At 66.2% G+C, this 14,287-nt stretch carries 25 protein-coding genes; 24 read left to right on the forward strand and 1 reads right to left on the reverse strand.

The window, feature by feature from the left end; all coding sequences use genetic code 11:
* The first annotated feature begins 207 nt into the window (after positions 1-207).
* The 23 genes from rpsJ (at position 208) to map (ending at position 12,694) form a co-directional block, all read left to right on the forward strand.
* Positions 208-516: a 30S ribosomal protein S10 gene (gene rpsJ / locus RT309_RS03500; RefSeq protein WP_017201594.1), complete on the forward strand. Its 309-nt coding sequence runs from the start codon at positions 208-210 to the stop codon at positions 514-516.
* 8 nt (positions 517-524) lie between these two features.
* Complete coding sequence (rplC, locus tag RT309_RS03505; RefSeq protein ID WP_313355369.1) at positions 525-1,184, forward strand: 50S ribosomal protein L3; 660 nt, start codon at positions 525-527, stop codon at positions 1,182-1,184.
* Between the two features lie 4 nt (positions 1,185-1,188).
* Entirely contained in the window at positions 1,189-1,854 is a 666-nt protein-coding gene (gene rplD / locus RT309_RS03510) for a 50S ribosomal protein L4 (protein ID WP_313355371.1), read from the forward strand.
* Positions 1,851-2,171: a 50S ribosomal protein L23 gene (gene rplW, locus RT309_RS03515; RefSeq protein ID WP_313355373.1), complete on the forward strand. Its 321-nt coding sequence runs from the start codon at positions 1,851-1,853 to the stop codon at positions 2,169-2,171. The genes rplD and rplW overlap by 4 nt, the downstream gene beginning before the upstream one ends.
* Positions 2,172-2,192: 21 nt before the next feature.
* The gene (gene rplB / locus RT309_RS03520; protein WP_313355375.1) at positions 2,193-3,032 is read left to right on the forward strand and encodes a 50S ribosomal protein L2; all 840 of its coding nucleotides are present in this window, start codon (positions 2,193-2,195) and stop codon (positions 3,030-3,032) included.
* 12 nt (positions 3,033-3,044) lie between these two features.
* The gene (gene rpsS, locus RT309_RS03525; RefSeq protein WP_017201589.1) at positions 3,045-3,326 is read left to right on the forward strand and encodes a 30S ribosomal protein S19; all 282 of its coding nucleotides are present in this window, start codon (positions 3,045-3,047) and stop codon (positions 3,324-3,326) included.
* Positions 3,327-3,351: 25 nt separating this feature from the next.
* Entirely contained in the window at positions 3,352-3,753 is a 402-nt protein-coding gene (gene rplV / locus RT309_RS03530; protein ID WP_313355376.1) for a 50S ribosomal protein L22, read from the forward strand.
* A complete protein-coding gene (gene rpsC / locus RT309_RS03535) occupies positions 3,753-4,517 on the forward strand; it encodes a 30S ribosomal protein S3 (RefSeq protein WP_071640276.1) in 765 nt (254 codons plus the stop codon). The genes rplV and rpsC overlap by 1 nt, the downstream gene beginning before the upstream one ends.
* Positions 4,517-4,936, forward strand: a complete 420-nt coding sequence (gene rplP / locus RT309_RS03540; protein WP_313355379.1) for a 50S ribosomal protein L16 — start codon at positions 4,517-4,519, stop codon at positions 4,934-4,936. The genes rpsC and rplP overlap by 1 nt, the downstream gene beginning before the upstream one ends.
* Positions 4,936-5,253: a 50S ribosomal protein L29 gene (gene rpmC / locus RT309_RS03545; RefSeq protein ID WP_313355381.1), complete on the forward strand. Its 318-nt coding sequence runs from the start codon at positions 4,936-4,938 to the stop codon at positions 5,251-5,253. The genes rplP and rpmC overlap by 1 nt, the downstream gene beginning before the upstream one ends.
* Positions 5,253-5,567 carry a 30S ribosomal protein S17 gene (gene rpsQ / locus RT309_RS03550; RefSeq protein WP_313355383.1) on the forward strand — a complete coding sequence of 105 codons (315 nt, stop codon included), beginning with the start codon at positions 5,253-5,255 and terminating at the stop codon, positions 5,565-5,567. Before rpmC ends, rpsQ begins: the two co-directional genes overlap by 1 nt.
* A complete protein-coding gene (rplN, locus tag RT309_RS03555; RefSeq protein ID WP_313355385.1) occupies positions 5,564-5,932 on the forward strand; it encodes a 50S ribosomal protein L14 in 369 nt (122 codons plus the stop codon). Before rpsQ ends, rplN begins: the two co-directional genes overlap by 4 nt.
* Before the next feature lie 2 nt (positions 5,933-5,934).
* The gene (gene rplX / locus RT309_RS03560; RefSeq protein ID WP_313355386.1) at positions 5,935-6,294 is read left to right on the forward strand and encodes a 50S ribosomal protein L24; all 360 of its coding nucleotides are present in this window, start codon (positions 5,935-5,937) and stop codon (positions 6,292-6,294) included.
* Positions 6,294-6,884, forward strand: coding sequence for a 50S ribosomal protein L5 (gene rplE / locus RT309_RS03565; protein WP_313355388.1), 591 nt, complete (start codon positions 6,294-6,296; stop codon positions 6,882-6,884). Before rplX ends, rplE begins: the two co-directional genes overlap by 1 nt.
* Before the next feature lie 175 nt (positions 6,885-7,059).
* On the forward strand, positions 7,060-7,458 hold the full coding sequence (rpsH, locus tag RT309_RS03570; RefSeq protein WP_313355390.1) for a 30S ribosomal protein S8: 399 nt from the start codon (positions 7,060-7,062) through the stop codon (positions 7,456-7,458).
* A gap of 6 nt (positions 7,459-7,464) precedes the next feature.
* On the forward strand, positions 7,465-8,001 hold the full coding sequence (gene rplF / locus RT309_RS03575) for a 50S ribosomal protein L6 (protein ID WP_313355391.1): 537 nt from the start codon (positions 7,465-7,467) through the stop codon (positions 7,999-8,001).
* Between the two features lie 2 nt (positions 8,002-8,003).
* The gene (gene rplR, locus RT309_RS03580; RefSeq protein ID WP_101188495.1) at positions 8,004-8,363 is read left to right on the forward strand and encodes a 50S ribosomal protein L18; all 360 of its coding nucleotides are present in this window, start codon (positions 8,004-8,006) and stop codon (positions 8,361-8,363) included.
* Positions 8,360-9,043, forward strand: coding sequence for a 30S ribosomal protein S5 (gene rpsE, locus RT309_RS03585; RefSeq protein ID WP_396654404.1), 684 nt, complete (start codon positions 8,360-8,362; stop codon positions 9,041-9,043). The genes rplR and rpsE overlap by 4 nt, the downstream gene beginning before the upstream one ends.
* On the forward strand, positions 9,043-9,228 hold the full coding sequence (rpmD, locus tag RT309_RS03590; RefSeq protein ID WP_071640253.1) for a 50S ribosomal protein L30: 186 nt from the start codon (positions 9,043-9,045) through the stop codon (positions 9,226-9,228). The genes rpsE and rpmD overlap by 1 nt, the downstream gene beginning before the upstream one ends.
* Positions 9,228-9,809, forward strand: coding sequence for a 50S ribosomal protein L15 (rplO, locus tag RT309_RS03595; RefSeq protein ID WP_313355400.1), 582 nt, complete (start codon positions 9,228-9,230; stop codon positions 9,807-9,809). The genes rpmD and rplO overlap by 1 nt, the downstream gene beginning before the upstream one ends.
* A gap of 113 nt (positions 9,810-9,922) precedes the next feature.
* The gene (gene secY, locus RT309_RS03600) at positions 9,923-11,245 is read left to right on the forward strand and encodes a preprotein translocase subunit SecY (RefSeq protein ID WP_313355402.1); all 1,323 of its coding nucleotides are present in this window, start codon (positions 9,923-9,925) and stop codon (positions 11,243-11,245) included.
* Entirely contained in the window at positions 11,242-11,838 is a 597-nt protein-coding gene (locus RT309_RS03605) for an adenylate kinase (protein WP_313355404.1), read from the forward strand. Before secY ends, RT309_RS03605 begins: the two co-directional genes overlap by 4 nt.
* 7 nt (positions 11,839-11,845) lie before the next feature.
* Positions 11,846-12,694: a type I methionyl aminopeptidase gene (gene map / locus RT309_RS03610; RefSeq protein ID WP_313355406.1), complete on the forward strand. Its 849-nt coding sequence runs from the start codon at positions 11,846-11,848 to the stop codon at positions 12,692-12,694.
* On the opposite strand, the gene RT309_RS03615 is transcribed toward map, so the two are convergent.
* Positions 12,691-13,179, reverse strand: a complete 489-nt coding sequence (locus RT309_RS03615; protein WP_313355407.1) for a hypothetical protein — start codon at positions 13,177-13,179, stop codon at positions 12,691-12,693. The two genes, map and RT309_RS03615, sit on opposite strands and share 4 nt — an antisense overlap.
* Before the next feature lie 268 nt (positions 13,180-13,447).
* Here RT309_RS03615 and RT309_RS03620 point away from each other — a divergent pair, with 268 nt between their 5' ends.
* A complete protein-coding gene (locus tag RT309_RS03620; RefSeq protein ID WP_313355409.1) occupies positions 13,448-14,107 on the forward strand; it encodes a thioredoxin domain-containing protein in 660 nt (219 codons plus the stop codon).
* Positions 14,108-14,287: the final 180 nt, after the last annotated feature.

The raw sequence follows: 14,287 nt of genomic DNA on the forward strand, positions 1-14,287 counted from the left end.
ACATCCCAAGGATGCTGCAGGGTTCTAGGCCGCGGGCAGCAGAACAACTCCCACTCGAAGACGCGAGCATCCGATGCTGGCGTCTTCATGGTGAAAAGAGAACAGCGGTGCGCAAGTGCCGAAGGCGCGACCAGCGCCATCGAGCGTCCAATGCCCCAGGGTCACCCGGCCCCGGACGGTACGACGCCTATAGAGAGAGAGCAGACAATGGCGGGACAGAAGATCCGCATTCGCCTGAAGTCGTATGACCACGAGGTCATCGACACGTCCGCACGCAAGATCGTCGACACCGTGACCCGTGCGGGCGCGACCGTCGTCGGCCCCGTGCCCCTTCCGACCGAGAAGAACGTCGTGTGCGTCATCCGGTCGCCCCACAAGTACAAGGACAGCCGCGAGCACTTCGAGATGCGCACCCACAAGCGTCTGATCGACATCGTCGACCCGACGCCGAAGGCCGTCGACTCGCTGATGCGTCTCGACCTGCCCGCCGATGTCAACATCGAGATCAAGCTCTGAGGTCCGCCATGGTTGACATCAACGCAAAGATTTCCAAGGGCATGCTCGGCACGAAGCTCGGCATGACCCAGGTCTGGAACGAGAACGGGAAGCTCATCCCCGTGACCGTCATCGAGCTGGCTCCGAACGTGGTCACCCAGGTTCGCACCCCCGAGAAGGACGGCTACAACGCCGTTCAGATCGCCTACGGCCAGATCGACCCCCGCAAGGTCAACAAGCCGCTGAGCGCCCACTTCGAGGCTGCCGGCGTGACTCCGCGTCGCCACGTCACCGAGATCCGCACTGCGGACGCCGCTGACTACTCGCTCGGCCAGGAGCTCACGCTCGACGCCGTGTTCGAGGCAGGTCAGCTGGTCGACGTCGTCGGCACCAGCAAGGGCAAGGGCACCGCCGGTGTCATGAAGCGTCACAACTTCGCCGGCGTCTCGGCCTCCCACGGCGCGCACCGCAACCACCGCAAGCCCGGCTCGATCGGCGCCTCGTCGACCCCGAGCCGCGTGTTCAAGGGCATGCGCATGGCCGGCCGCATGGGTGGCGAGCGCGTGACCGTCCTCAACCTCACGGTGCACGCCATCGACGCCGAGAAGGGACTCATGCTCGTCAAGGGCGCCGTCCCCGGTGCGCGTGGTCGTATCGTGTACGTCCGCAACGCAGTGAAGGGTGCCTGATCCCATGGCTGACTCCACTCTGGCAATCGACGTCCTGTCGGTCGACGGCAAGAAGGCTGGCTCGGTCGAGCTGCCCGCCTCGATCTTCGACGTCGAGACCAACGTCCCGCTGATCCACCAGGTCGTCGTCGCGCAGCTCGCAGCCGCGCGTCAGGGCACCCACGCCACGAAGACTCGCGGCCAGGTGTCCGGCTCCGGCAGCAAGCCCTTCAAGCAGAAGGGCACGGGTAACGCCCGTCAGGGCTCGATCCGCATGCCGCAGCACCGCGGCGGTGGCACCGTCCACGGCCCGCAGCCGCGCGACTACTCGCAGCGCACCCCCAAGAAGATGATCGCCGCCGCCCTCCGTGGCGCACTGAGCGACCGTCTGCGCGGCGAGCGTCTGCACGCGGTCGAGGCCTTCGTCGCCGACAGCACCCCCTCGACCAAGGCTGCGGCCGGCCTGCTGGCCTCCGTCGCTCCGTCGAAGAACGTGCTGGTCGTCATCGAGCGCTCCGACGAGCTGACCACGAAGAGCGTCCGCAACCTCGCGAACGTTCACCTGATCAGCTTCGACCAGCTGAACGCCTACGACGTCGTCGTCTCCGACGACATCGTCTTCACCAAGGCCGCACTCGAGGGCTTCATCGCCTCGAAGACGGGCGCGACCGCAGAGGAGGTCTCGGCATGACCGAGCAGAACGTTCTCGCCACGGCCCTGAACAAGGACCCGCGCGACATCATCCTCGGACCGGTCGTGTCCGAGAAGAGCTACGGCCTGATCGACGAGGGCAAGTACACCTTCCTCGTCGACCCGCGCGCTTCGAAGACCGAGATCAAGCTCGCCATCGAGAAGATCTTCGGCGTCAAGGTCGCGTCCGTCAACACGATCAACCGCGTCGGCAAGGCCCGTCGCACCCGCTTCGGCACCGGTAAGCGCAAGGACACCAAGCGCGCCATCGTGAGCCTGAAGTCGGGCACCATCGACATCTTCACGGCAATCGGCTGATCCGGGGGATAAAGGACAATCATGGCTATTCGCAAGTACAAGCCCACGACCCCGGGCCGTCGCGGCTCGTCGGTGGCTGACTTCGCCGAGATCACCCGATCGACGCCGGAGAAGTCGCTGCTGCGCCCGATCTCGAAGACCGGTGGTCGCAACAACCAGGGCCGCATCACGACCCGTCACATCGGTGGAGGCCACAAGCGCCAGTACCGCGTCATCGACTTCCGTCGCAATGACAAGGACGGCGTGAACGCCAAGGTCGCTCACATCGAGTACGACCCCAACCGCACCGCGCGCATCGCGCTGCTGCACTACTTCGACGGCGAGAAGCGCTACATCCTCGCGCCGGCGAAGCTGAAGCAGGGCGACATCGTCGAGTCGGGCCCCGCGGCGGACATCAAGCCGGGAAACAACCTCCCGCTGAAGAACATCCCCACGGGTACCGTCATCCACGCCATCGAGCTCCGCCCCGGCGGCGGCGCGAAGATGGCGCGCTCGGCCGGTGCATCGGTCCGCCTCGTCGCCAAGGACGGCCCCTACGCCCAGCTGCGTCTGCCCTCCGGTGAGATCCGCAACGTCGATGCGCGCTGCCGCGCGACCATCGGCGAGGTCGGCAACGCCGAGCAGTCGAACATCAACTGGGGCAAGGCCGGCCGCAAGCGCTGGAAGGGCGTTCGCCCGACCGTCCGCGGTGTCGCCATGAACCCGGTCGACCACCCGCACGGTGGTGGCGAGGGCAAGACGTCCGGTGGTCGTCACCCCGTCTCCCCGTGGGGCCAGGCTGAGGGTCGTACCCGTCACGCCAACAAGGAAAGTGACAAGTACATCGTCCGCCGCCGCAACGCCGGCAAGAAGCGCAAGTAGGAGTAGAGGAAGATGCCACGCAGTCTCAAGAAGGGCCCCTTCGTCGACGAGCACCTGCTTCGCAAGGTGGTCGTGCAGAACGAAGCCGGCACGAAGAACGTCATCAAGACCTGGTCCCGCCGGTCCATGATCATCCCGGCCATGCTGGGTCACACGATCGCGGTCCACGACGGTCGCAAGCACATCCCCGTGTTTGTCTCCGAGACCATGGTCGGTCACAAGCTGGGCGAGTTCGCGCCCACCCGCACCTTCCGCGGCCACGAGAAGGACGACAAGAAGGGCCGCCGCCGCTGACGCGGTGGCGATAGAGGAGAGAGAAATGGTGGAGTCCATCGCACGCGTGCGACACATCCGCGTGACCCCTCAGAAGGCTCGTCGTGTCGTCGCGCTCATCAAGGGCAAGCAGGCGCAGGAAGCACTGGCCATTCTGAAGTTCGCACCGCAGGGTGCCAGCGAGCCGATCTACAAGCTCGTGCACTCCGCCATCGCCAACGCGTCGGTCAAGGCCGATCGTGACGGCGAATTCCTGGACGAGCAGGACCTGTACGTGAAGAACGCGTACGTCGACGAGGGCACGACGCTCAAGCGTTTCCGCCCCCGTGCTCAGGGTCGTGCCTCGCAGATCAAGAAGCGCACGAGCCACATCACGGTCGTGCTGGCCACCCCGGAGGTCGCTGAGGCGGCCGCACCGGCGGCCAAGACGAAGAAGGCGAGCAAGTAATGGGCCAGAAGGTCAACCCGTACGGCTTCCGCCTCGGCATCACCACGGACCACGTGTCGCGTTGGTTCTCGGACTCGACGAAGCCGGGCCAGCGTTACGCCGACTACGTCGCCGAGGACATCAAGATCCGTCGTCTGCTGCAGACGCAGCTCGACCGCGCCGGCGTCTCGAACATCGAGATCGAGCGCACCCGCGACCGCGTGCGTGTGGACATCCACACCGCACGTCCGGGCATCGTCATCGGCCGCCGCGGCGCCGAGGCCGAGCGCATCCGCGGTGACCTCGAGAAGCTCACCGGCAAGCAGATCCAGCTGAACATCCTCGAGGTCAAGAACCCCGAGGCCGACGCTCAGCTGGTCGCCCAGGGCATCGCCGAGCAGCTCTCGGCTCGTGTGGCGTTCCGCCGCGCGATGCGCAAGGGTCTGCAGGGCGCGCAGCGCGCCGGCGCCAAGGGCATCCGCATCCAGGTCTCGGGCCGTCTCGGCGGCGCGGAGATGAGCCGGTCGGAGTTCTACCGCGAGGGTCGTGTGCCGCTGCACACGCTGCGCGCGAACATCGACTACGGCTTCTACGAGGCCAAGACCACCTTCGGCCGCATCGGCGTGAAGGTCTGGATCTACAAGGGCGACCTCACCAACAAGGAGCTTGCTCGCGAGCAGGCCAACCAGAAGCCTTCGCGTGAGCGTGGCGACCGTCGTGGCCCCCGTGGCGACCGCGGTGACCGTCGCAACGAGGCTCCCGTCGCAGAAGGAGCGTCTGCCTGATGCTTATCCCTCGCAAGGTCAAGTACCGCAAGCAGCACCACCCGAAGCGTTCGGGCCAGGCCACCGGTGGCACCAAGGTGTCGTTCGGTGAGTTCGGCATCCAGGCGCTGACCCCCGCCTACGTGACCAACCGTCAGATCGAGTCCGCTCGTATCGCGATGACCCGTCACATCAAGCGTGGCGGCAAGGTGTGGATCAACATCTACCCGGACCGTCCGCTCACGAAGAAGCCGGCCGAGACCCGCATGGGTTCCGGTAAGGGTTCCCCCGAGTGGTGGGTCGCCAACGTCAAGCCGGGCCGCGTCCTCTTCGAGGTCGCGGGTGTCGACGAGCAGCTCGCTCGCGAGGCACTGACCCGTGCAATCCACAAGCTGCCGCTCAAGGCACGCATCATCAAGCGCGAGGAGGGCGACGCGTAATGGCGATCGGCACCAAGGAGCTCGCTCCGGCAGAGCTCGACACGTTCGAAGACCAGCGCCTCGTTGAGGAGCTGCGCAAGGCCAAGGAGGAGCTGTTCAACCTCCGTTTCCAGTCGGCCACCGGCCAGCTGGAGAGCCACGGCCGCATCCGCGCCGTCAAGCGCGACATCGCGCGCCTCTACACGGTGATCCGCGAGCGCGAGCTGGGCATCCGTGCGACGCCCGCTCCGGTCGAGGCTCCCGCGAAGGCGAAGAAGAGCAAGGCCAAGAAGGCGGATGCCGCTGACGAGGCCGCTCCGAAGGAGGAGGCCGAGTAATGGCTGAGAAGAAGGCTGCTGACGCCGTCGAGCACGGCGAGCACGATGTCCGCGACGCAGGCGCGCGTGGATACCGCAAGTCGCGCCGTGGCTACGTCGTCAGCGACAAGATGGACAAGACCATCGTCGTCGAGGTCGAGGACCGCGTGAAGCACCCGCTTTACGGCAAGGTCATCCGCGTCACCTCGAAGGTCAAGGCGCACGATGAGAACAACGCCGCCGGCATCGGCGACCTCGTTCTCATCAACGAGACCCGCCCGCTGAGCGCCACCAAGCGCTGGCGTCTGGTGGAGATCCTGGAGAAGGCCAAGTGATCCAGAACGAGTCCCGCGTCAAGGTCGCCGACAACACCGGCGCCAAGGAGCTGCTCACGATCCGCGTTCTCGGTGGCTCCAGCCGCCGGTACGCCGGTCTGGGCGACACCATCATCGCGACCGTCAAGGACGCGATCCCCGGCGGCAACGTCAAGAAGGGCGATGTGGTCAAGGCCGTCATCGTCCGCACCGTCAAGTCCACGCGTCGTCCCGACGGGTCCTACATCAAGTTCGACGAGAACGCCGCCGTCATCCTGAAGAACGACGGGGAGCCCCGCGGCACCCGCATCTTCGGACCGGTCGGCCGTGAGCTTCGCGACAAGAAGTTCATGAAGATCGTCTCGCTCGCACCGGAGGTCATCTGATCATGGCGAAAATCAAGAAGGGTGACCTGGTTCAGGTCATCAGCGGCCGCAAGCAGGACAAGGGTGGCGACCGCGGCAAGCAGGGCAAGGTCCTCGACGTCCTCGTCGGGCAGAACCGCGTCGTCGTCGAAGGCGTCAACTACGTCACCAAGCACACGCGCGTCGGTCAGACGCAGCGTGGCACCAAGACGGGTGGCCTCGAGACCGTCGAGGCGCCCATCCACATCTCGAACGTCGCACTCGTCGACCCCTCGACCAAGAAGCCGACCAAGGTCGGCCACCGGGTCGAGGAGCAGACCAAGGACGGCGTGAAGCGCACCGTCCGCGTGCGCTTCGCGAAGAAGAGCGGTAAGGACCTCTGATGGCAACGACCGACGCTGCGGTGGCTGGCAAGATCCAGCCCCGCCTGAAGGCGAAGTACAACGCCGAGATCAAGAAGGCTCTGCAGGACGAGTTCGGCTACGAGAACGTCATGCAGATCCCCGGCCTGGTCAAGGTCGTCGTGAACACCGGTGTCGGCGAGGCTGCTCGCGACAGCAAGGTGATCGATGGGGCGGTCGACGACCTCACCAAGATCACCGGCCAGAAGCCGATCGTCACCAAGGCCCGCAAGTCCATCGCGCAGTTCAAGCTGCGTGAGGGCCAGGCCATCGGCGCGCACGTCACCCTCCGTGGCGACCGTGCGTGGGAGTTCGTGGACCGCCTGGTGTCGCTCGCGCTGCCCCGCATCCGCGACTTCCGCGGTCTGTCGGGCAAGCAGTTCGACGGCAACGGCAACTACACCTTCGGTCTCCAGGAGCAGAGCGTGTTCCACGAGATCGATCAGGACAAGATCGACCGCGTCCGCGGCTTCGACATCACCGTGGTCACGACGGCCAAGACGGACGACGAGGGTCGCGCTCTCCTGCGCGCGCTCGGCTTCCCGTTCAAGGCCGCCGACGCCCCGGCGTGACCTCTCGACAGGCTCAGTGGCCCCTGTGGGTCGCTGAGCCTGTCGACTTGCGGGTCACTGAGCCTGTCGAAGTGCCCGTACAATTGAAGATTGTGCGTCCGCTCGGGCGCGACTCTCATCGAAGGCCGTCTGTCGTGTAACGGCAGCCGGAACCTCATGATCTAAGGAATCCACTATGACGATGACAGACCCGGTCGCAGACATGCTGACCCGTCTGCGCAACGCGAACTCGGCGCACCACGACTCCGTGACCATGCCGTCGAGCAAGCTCAAGACGAACATCGCCGAGATCCTCCAGCAGGAGGGCTACATCGCCGGCTTCGAGGTCACCGACGCCCGCGTCGGCAGCGACCTCACCCTCTCGCTCAAGTACGGTGCCAACCGTGAGCGCTCCATCGCCGGCATCAAGCGCGTGTCGAAGCCCGGTCTGCGCGTGTACGCGAAGTCGACCGAGCTGCCCAAGGTCCTCGGTGGCCTCGGCGTTGCCATCCTGTCCACCTCCTCCGGTCTTCTCACCGACCGTCAGGCTGAGCAGAAGGGCGTGGGCGGAGAAGTTCTCGCCTACGTGTGGTGATCTGACATGTCGCGAATCGGACGACTTCCCATCGACATCCCCTCCGGCGTGACCGTCTCGGTCGACGGCCGCGAGGTCGCAGTCAAGGGGCCCAAGGGCGAGCTCTCACTCACCCTGGCCAACCCCATCGAGGTCACGGTCGAGGAGAACCAGGTTCTCGTCACCCGCCCGGACGACGAGCGCGAGTCGCGCTCGCTGCACGGTCTGACCCGAACCCTCATCAACAACAACATCGTCGGCGTCACCCAGGGCTACACCAAGGGCCTTGAGGTCGTCGGCACCGGTTACCGCGTGCAGCAGAAGGGCAACTCGATCGAGTTCGCACTCGGCTTCTCGCACCCGGTCCTGATCGACCCGCCCGCAGGCATCACCCTGACGGTCGAAGGCACCAACAAGGTGACCGTGAGCGGCATCGACAAGCAGGCTGTCGGCGAGGCCGCTGCCAACATCCGTAAGATCCGCAAGCCCGAGCCGTACAAGGGCAAGGGCGTGCGCTACGCCGGCGAGGTCGTGCGTCGCAAGGCCGGAAAGGCTGGTAAGTAACCATGGCTGTGAAGTCCAAGTCCGCCGCCCGCGCGCGTCGCCACGCACGTCTTCGCAAGAAGATCGTCGGCTCCGACGTCCGCCCGCGTCTCGTCGTCAACCGCTCCGCGCGCCACGTGTTCGTGCAGCTCGTCGACGACGCCAAGGGCCACACGGTGGCATCCGCTTCCACGCTCGAGACCGAACTGCGCTCCTTCGACGGTGACAAGACCGCCAAGGCCCGCAAGGTCGGCGAGCTCGTCGCTGAGCGCGCGAAGGCCGCCGGCGTTTCCGAGGCAGTGTTCGACCGTGGCGGCAACCGCTACGCCGGTCGTGTCGCCGCCATCGCCGATGGCGCCCGTGAAGGGGGGCTGGCACTGTGAGTGACATCAAGGAGAACGAAGTGACCGAAACCGCTCCTGCCGAGGCTCAGGCCGAGCCGCAGCGTGAGCAGCGCGACAACCGCCGTGGCGGTCGCGACCGTGGCCAGAGCCGCGACCGCAACTCGCGCGACCGCGGGGACAACCAGTTCCTGGAGCGCGTCGTCACCATCAACCGCGTCTCGAAGGTCGTGAAGGGTGGTCGTCGCTTCAGCTTCACCGCTCTCGTGGTCGTCGGTGACGGCAACGGTCTGGTCGGCGTCGGCTACGGCAAGGCCCGCGAGGTGCCTCTGGCGATCTCGAAGGGTGTCGAAGAGGCCAAGCGCAACTTCTTCCGCGTTCCGCGCGTCGGCTCGACCATCCCGCACCCCGTGCAGGGTGAGGCCGCTGCAGGCGTCGTTCTGCTGCGTCCGGCCGCTGCCGGTACCGGTGTCATCGCCGGTGGTCCGGTGCGTGCCGTGCTCGAGTGCGCCGGTATCCACGACGTCCTGTCGAAGTCGCTCGGCTCGTCTAACACGATCAACATCGTGCACGCCACGGTCGAGGCGCTGCAGGGTCTCGAGGAGCCGCGCGCCGTCGCCGCTCGTCGTGGCCTCGACTACGACGCCGTCGTGCCGGAGATCATCATCCGCAACGAGGCGAAGGCCGCTGCCGCCGCCGCCGCGCAGAAGGTAGGTGCCTGATGGCTGAGCGCCTCAAGGTCACGCAGATCAAGTCCAAGGTGAGCGAGAAGCAGAACCAGCGCGACACGCTGCGTTCGCTCGGTCTCAAGCGGATCGGCGACTCGGTCGTTCGTCCCGACGACGCTCAGACCCGCGGCTACGTCCGCGCCGTCGCGCACCTCGTCAAGGTTGAGGAGATCGACTAATGGCTGAGAAGAACGAAACCGTCGAGGCTGAGAAGGCCCCGAAGACCGCTGCCAAGAAGCCGGCTGCCACGAAGGCCGCTCCGGCCAAGGCCGCCGACAAGAAGGCACCGGCCAAGAAGGACGCCGACGCCCCGGCTTCGCGTCCGACCGTGCTGAAGGTGCACCACCTGCGTCCCGTTCCCGGCGCTCACACCGCGAAGACCCGTGTCGGTCGCGGTGAGGGCTCGAAGGGCAAGACCGCCGGTCGTGGAACCAAGGGCACCAAGGCGCGCAACACCGTGCGCCTCGGCTTCGAGGGTGGGCAGATGCCGCTGCACATGCGCACCCCGAAGCTGCGCGGGTTCAAGAACCCGTTCCGCGTCGAGTACCAGGTCGTGAACCTGGCCAAGCTCGCGGAGCTGTACCCCCAGGGTGGCGATGTCACCGTCAGCGACCTGGTCGCCAAGGGTGCCGTGCGCAAGAACGAGAAGGTCAAGGTCCTCGGTGACGGCGACATCTCGGTCAAGCTGACCGTGTCGGTCGACAAGGTCTCCAGCAGCGCCGAGCAGAAGATCGTCGCCGCCGGCGGTTCGATCAACTGATCAGGCCGCGGTGAACGCTGGGAGGGGTCGGAGATCGTCCGGCCCCTCCTTTGCGTTACCCTGGACTTTCGGCCGTCCTTCCACGTTCGGCAATCCCTTCAGGAGGAACGCCCTTGTTTAGCGCCATCGCGCGAATCTTCCGCACGCCTGACCTGCGGCAGAAGATCCTTTTCACCATCGGCATCATCGCTCTGTACCGTCTGGGCTCGAATGTGCCGGCTCCGTTCGTGAACTTCCCGAACGTCGAGGAGTGCCTCGCTGCCAACGCCGGCACCGACGGCCTGCTCGGACTCGTCAACCTCTTCTCCGGCGGTGCGCTGCTGCAGCTGTCGATCTTCGCCCTCGGCGTGATGCCGTACATCACCGCGACGATCATCACCCAGCTGCTGCGTGTCGTCATCCCGCACTTCGAGACCCTCCACCAGGAGGGCCAGGCCGGCCAGAGCAAGCTCACCCAGTACACCCGCTACCTCACGATCGCGCTCGCACTGCTGCAGTCCGCGACCGTGGTGACCGTGGCGCGCAGCGGCCAGCTGTTCGGCCAGACCGATGTCGCCGCCTGCAACAACCTGCTGACCAACGACGTGTGGTGGGCACAGGCGCTCATCATCATCGCGATGACCGCAGGCACCGGCCTCATCATGTGGATGGCCGAGCTCGTCACCGAGCGCGGCATCGGCAACGGCATGTCGCTGCTCATCTTCACCTCGATCGCCGCGACCTTCCCGTCGTCGATGTGGGCCATCTGGGAGGCGAAGGGCTTCGAGACCTTCCTCCTGGTGATGCTCATCGGCATCGTGGTGATGTCGCTGATCGTGTACGTCGAGCAGTCGCAGCGTCGCGTGCCGGTGCAGTACGCCAAGCGCATGGTCGGCCGTCGCACCTACGGCGGCACGAACACCTACATCCCGATCAAGGTCAACATGGCCGGCGTGATCCCGATCATCTTCGCCTCGTCGCTGCTGTACGTGCCGATGCTGATCGCGCAGTTCAACACGCCGGCCGACGGCAGCGAGCCGCCGGCGTGGGTGGCGTGGATCCTGGCGAACATGGCATCCGGCGACCAGCCGCTGTACATGGCCGCGTACTTCCTGCTGATCATCGGCTTCACCTACTTCTACGTCGCGATCACGTTCAACCCGGTCGAGGTCGCCGACAACATGAAGAAGTACGGCGGGTTCATCCCCGGCATCCGCGCCGGTCGCCCGACGGCGGAGTACCTCGACTACGTCATCACCCGCATCACATTCCCCGGTTCCCTCTACCTGGGCCTCGTCGCGCTGATCCCGCTGATCGCGCTGGCGACGGTGCAGGCCAACCAGAACTTCCCGTTCGGTGGCGCCTCGATCCTGATCATCGTGGGTGTCGGTCTCGAGACGGTGAAGCAGATCGACGCGCAGCTGCAGCAGCGCCACTACGAAGGGCTCCTCCGATGACGTCTTCCGCACGACTGCTGATCGTCGGGCCGCAGGGCTCCGGCAAGGGCACCCAGGGCATCCGCATCGCCGAGGCGCTGAACATCCCCGTCGTCTCGACCGGCGACATGTTCCGCGCGAACATCAAAGAGGGCACCGAGCTGGGGCAGAAGGTCACCGCGATCCTCGACGCCGGTGACCTGGTGCCCGACGAGCTCACCAGCGAGATCGTGCGCGACCGCCTGTCGCAGGACGACGCCCAGGGCGGATTCCTGCTCGACGGCTACCCCCGCAACACGGCGCAGGTGCACCACCTCGATGCGTTCCTCGGCGAGCACGCCGCGTCGCTCGACGCCGTGATCCTGCTCGACGTCCCCCGCGAGGAGAGCATCGCTCGCCTCAGCCTGCGTGCCGTGGAGCAGGGTCGTTCGGACGACACCGACGAGGCCATCGCGCACCGTCTCGACATCTACGAGCACGAGACCGCTCCGATCATCTCGGTCTACGAGCAGCGCGGCATCGTCGACCGCATCGACGGCGTCGGCTCGCTCGATGAGATCTCCGAGCGCATCTCGTCGGCCCTCGCCGCACGCGGCATCGGGCAGCTGGTCTGACCCCTCGATGTTCCGCAAGTCGATCTACAAGACACCGGCGCAGCTGCGCTCGATGCTCGAGCCGGGGCTGATCACCGCCGCCGCTCTCGACGCGGTCCGCCCGCTGGTGCGGGCCGGGGTCACGACCGCGGAACTGGATGCCGCTGCCGAGCGCACCATCCTCGATCGCGGCGCCGAGTCGAACTTCAAGCTCGTGCGCGGATACCGTCACACGACCTGCATCTCGGTCAACGAGCAGGTCGTGCACGGCATCCCCGGTGACCGGGTGCTCGAGCCCGGCGACATCGTCTCGATCGACTGCGGAGCGCAGTACAAGGGCTGGAACGGCGACAGCGCCGTGACCTTCGTGGTGCCCGACGACTCGCGTCCCGAGCTGGTGGCCCGCCGCGAAGAGCTCTCACGGGTCACCGAGGGCTCGCTGTGGGCGGGCATCGCCGCCATGGCATCCGCGTCGCACATCGGCGATCTCGGAGCCGCGATCCAGGAGTACATCGAAGCGCAGGGGCCTTCGGAGGTGTCCGGTGATACCTACGGCATCCTGCGCGAGTACGTCGGCCACGGCATCGGACGCAAGATGCACGAGGCGCCGAGCGTGTTCAACTACCGCACCCCGGATGCCGGCGCTGAGATCCGCCCCGGACTCGTGCTCGCCATCGAGCCGATGGTCACGGCCGGGGGAGAGGCGACGTTCATCGAAGACGACGACTGGACGGTCTCGACCGTCGACGGCTCGGACGGCTCGCACTGGGAGCACAGCGTCGCCCGCCACGAGGGCGGCATCTGGGTGCTCACCGCCCCCGACGGCGGGGCGGCCGGTCTCGCGCCCTTCGGCGTGACCCCGGTCCCGATCGCCTAGCCGACCCGCGCTTGTCCTTTCGCTGAGAAACCACTTCTGGCGTGAGGCATCACGCGTCCGCGTGTGTTCCATGCGGGATCTGATTTCTCGGCGGTGGGACGCGGGTCACGCCGCAGTGCCCTCGGACGATGCCACAACGTCGTGAGCATGCCGGACTCGCGAGGCCTCACAGGCCGGAGACCGACGGCGCGCAGTGCCCGGACGAGCGGCTCAGCGCGCCAGGCATCGGTCAGCTCCCAGCGGGCGACGGGATGCCCGTTGCGCCGCAGCCGATCCTCGCGTCGCTTCTCGTCGCGCAGATGCTCGGCCGCTTCCTCCGGATCATCGAGACCGTACTTCCCCCAGCCGTCTGACTCTCCGATCGCACTGATCGTCGGGAAGAAGAAGTCGGCGCGGTCCTCGTGGCGGATGCCCAGCATCCGGCCCTCCTCGGACGTGATCAGCGGAAGCGGCGACCGGATGCCGGACGCGAGATTCGAGGTCATCGCCTGAGCCTGCCGTGTCACCACGTCGCCGGGTGCCGCTGACCACACGATCTGTGGATGAACAGTCGGCGCCGGCCGGCTGTGCAGAACCACTCGTCTCCCGCGAGAAACCACATCCGTCGAGAGAAACCACGCGTACGCGCTCATCTCGTGCAGGAAGTGGTTTCTCGCCGAGGGGAGGGAGACCGCGCTGCGCGGCTCACATGGCAGCCATAGCGTGTACGGGGCAGAATGGGGGCGACAATTTTGTGCTGAAGATCGGACTGTCATGGCCCACGCCCAGAGCAAGCCCAACTGGTTCGCCATCGGAATCTCCGTAGCCGTCGTCGTCGTGCTGGTCGCGCTGGGCGCGGTCGTCGTCTGGCTGAACAACCAGGCCACCGATGCGGGGCCGGCGCCGAAGAGCGACATCGTCAATTCCGAGACGGGGGCCATCACCCTCGGCGAGGGCAAGGATGTCGTCACGACCTACCTCGACTTCATGTGCCCGGCGTGCAACTCGTTCGAGCAGGCGTACGGCCAGCAGCTGCAGGAAGCCGCCGCCGCCGACAAGCTGACTCTCGAGATCCACCCCATCGCGATCCTCGACCGCCTCTCGCAGGGCACGGAGTACTCGTCGCGTTCTGCCGCAGCCATGTACTGCGTCGCCGAGAACAACTCCGACAAGGCGCTCGACTTCATGAACGCGCTGTTCGCGAACCAGCCTGCGGAGAACTCGACCGGACTGACCGACGATCAGCTCAAGCAGATCGCCGACGAGGTCGGCGCCGACAAGGCGGCGGGATGCATCGACGACGGCACGTACCTGAAGTACGGCGCTGCACAGGCGAAGGCGCACGAGATCAAGGGCACGCCGACGATCGAGATCAACGGCAAGCGCCTCGACATCAACGAGATCAACACCGAGCTCCCCAAGGTGCTGCCCTGATCGAACGGGGCTCCATTTGCCGCAGGGCCGCTGAGGGTATATCTTAGTTCCTTGGTGCCTTGTGCCTTATTCCGGCGTGTCCGAACCGGCCGCACCACACTCATCACCCACCCACCGCAGATCGGCCGATCTGCAGAAGCGTCAGCGAGGCTATGGCTAAGAAAGACGGTGTCATCGAGA

The sequence above is a fragment of the Microbacterium sp. genome (assembly GCF_032084865.1).
In the GTDB taxonomy this organism is placed as follows: Bacteria; Actinomycetota; Actinomycetes; order Actinomycetales; family Microbacteriaceae; genus Microbacterium.

What these genes read in the sequence shown, in the direction of transcription:
- map (WP_313355406.1), top strand. Translation starts at nt 11,846, where the DNA reads ATGTTCCGCAAGTCGATCTACAAGACACCGGCGCAGCTGCGCTCGATG.
- rplW (WP_313355373.1), top strand. Translation starts at nt 1,851, where the DNA reads ATGACCGAGCAGAACGTTCTCGCCACGGCCCTGAACAAGGACCCGCGC.
- rplV (WP_313355376.1), top strand. Translation starts at nt 3,352, where the DNA reads ATGGTGGAGTCCATCGCACGCGTGCGACACATCCGCGTGACCCCTCAG.
- rplD (WP_313355371.1), top strand. Translation starts at nt 1,189, where the DNA reads ATGGCTGACTCCACTCTGGCAATCGACGTCCTGTCGGTCGACGGCAAG.
- rplP (WP_313355379.1), top strand. Translation starts at nt 4,517, where the DNA reads ATGCTTATCCCTCGCAAGGTCAAGTACCGCAAGCAGCACCACCCGAAG.
- rpsJ (WP_017201594.1), top strand. Translation starts at nt 208, where the DNA reads ATGGCGGGACAGAAGATCCGCATTCGCCTGAAGTCGTATGACCACGAG.
- rplO (WP_313355400.1), top strand. Translation starts at nt 9,228, where the DNA reads ATGGCTGAGAAGAACGAAACCGTCGAGGCTGAGAAGGCCCCGAAGACC.
- rpsS (WP_017201589.1), top strand. Translation starts at nt 3,045, where the DNA reads ATGCCACGCAGTCTCAAGAAGGGCCCCTTCGTCGACGAGCACCTGCTT.
- rpsC (WP_071640276.1), top strand. Translation starts at nt 3,753, where the DNA reads ATGGGCCAGAAGGTCAACCCGTACGGCTTCCGCCTCGGCATCACCACG.
- rpmC (WP_313355381.1), top strand. Translation starts at nt 4,936, where the DNA reads ATGGCGATCGGCACCAAGGAGCTCGCTCCGGCAGAGCTCGACACGTTC.
- rplB (WP_313355375.1), top strand. Translation starts at nt 2,193, where the DNA reads ATGGCTATTCGCAAGTACAAGCCCACGACCCCGGGCCGTCGCGGCTCG.
- RT309_RS03620 (WP_313355409.1), top strand. Translation starts at nt 13,448, where the DNA reads ATGGCCCACGCCCAGAGCAAGCCCAACTGGTTCGCCATCGGAATCTCC.
- rplR (WP_101188495.1), top strand. Translation starts at nt 8,004, where the DNA reads ATGGCTGTGAAGTCCAAGTCCGCCGCCCGCGCGCGTCGCCACGCACGT.
- RT309_RS03605 (WP_313355404.1), top strand. Translation starts at nt 11,242, where the DNA reads ATGACGTCTTCCGCACGACTGCTGATCGTCGGGCCGCAGGGCTCCGGC.
- rplF (WP_313355391.1), top strand. Translation starts at nt 7,465, where the DNA reads ATGTCGCGAATCGGACGACTTCCCATCGACATCCCCTCCGGCGTGACC.
- rpsQ (WP_313355383.1), top strand. Translation starts at nt 5,253, where the DNA reads ATGGCTGAGAAGAAGGCTGCTGACGCCGTCGAGCACGGCGAGCACGAT.
- rplX (WP_313355386.1), top strand. Translation starts at nt 5,935, where the DNA reads ATGGCGAAAATCAAGAAGGGTGACCTGGTTCAGGTCATCAGCGGCCGC.
- rpmD (WP_071640253.1), top strand. Translation starts at nt 9,043, where the DNA reads ATGGCTGAGCGCCTCAAGGTCACGCAGATCAAGTCCAAGGTGAGCGAG.
- rpsH (WP_313355390.1), top strand. Translation starts at nt 7,060, where the DNA reads ATGACGATGACAGACCCGGTCGCAGACATGCTGACCCGTCTGCGCAAC.
- RT309_RS03615 (WP_313355407.1), bottom strand. Translation starts at nt 13,179, where the DNA reads ATGACCTCGAATCTCGCGTCCGGCATCCGGTCGCCGCTTCCGCTGATC.
- rplC (WP_313355369.1), top strand. Translation starts at nt 525, where the DNA reads ATGGTTGACATCAACGCAAAGATTTCCAAGGGCATGCTCGGCACGAAG.
- rplE (WP_313355388.1), top strand. Translation starts at nt 6,294, where the DNA reads ATGGCAACGACCGACGCTGCGGTGGCTGGCAAGATCCAGCCCCGCCTG.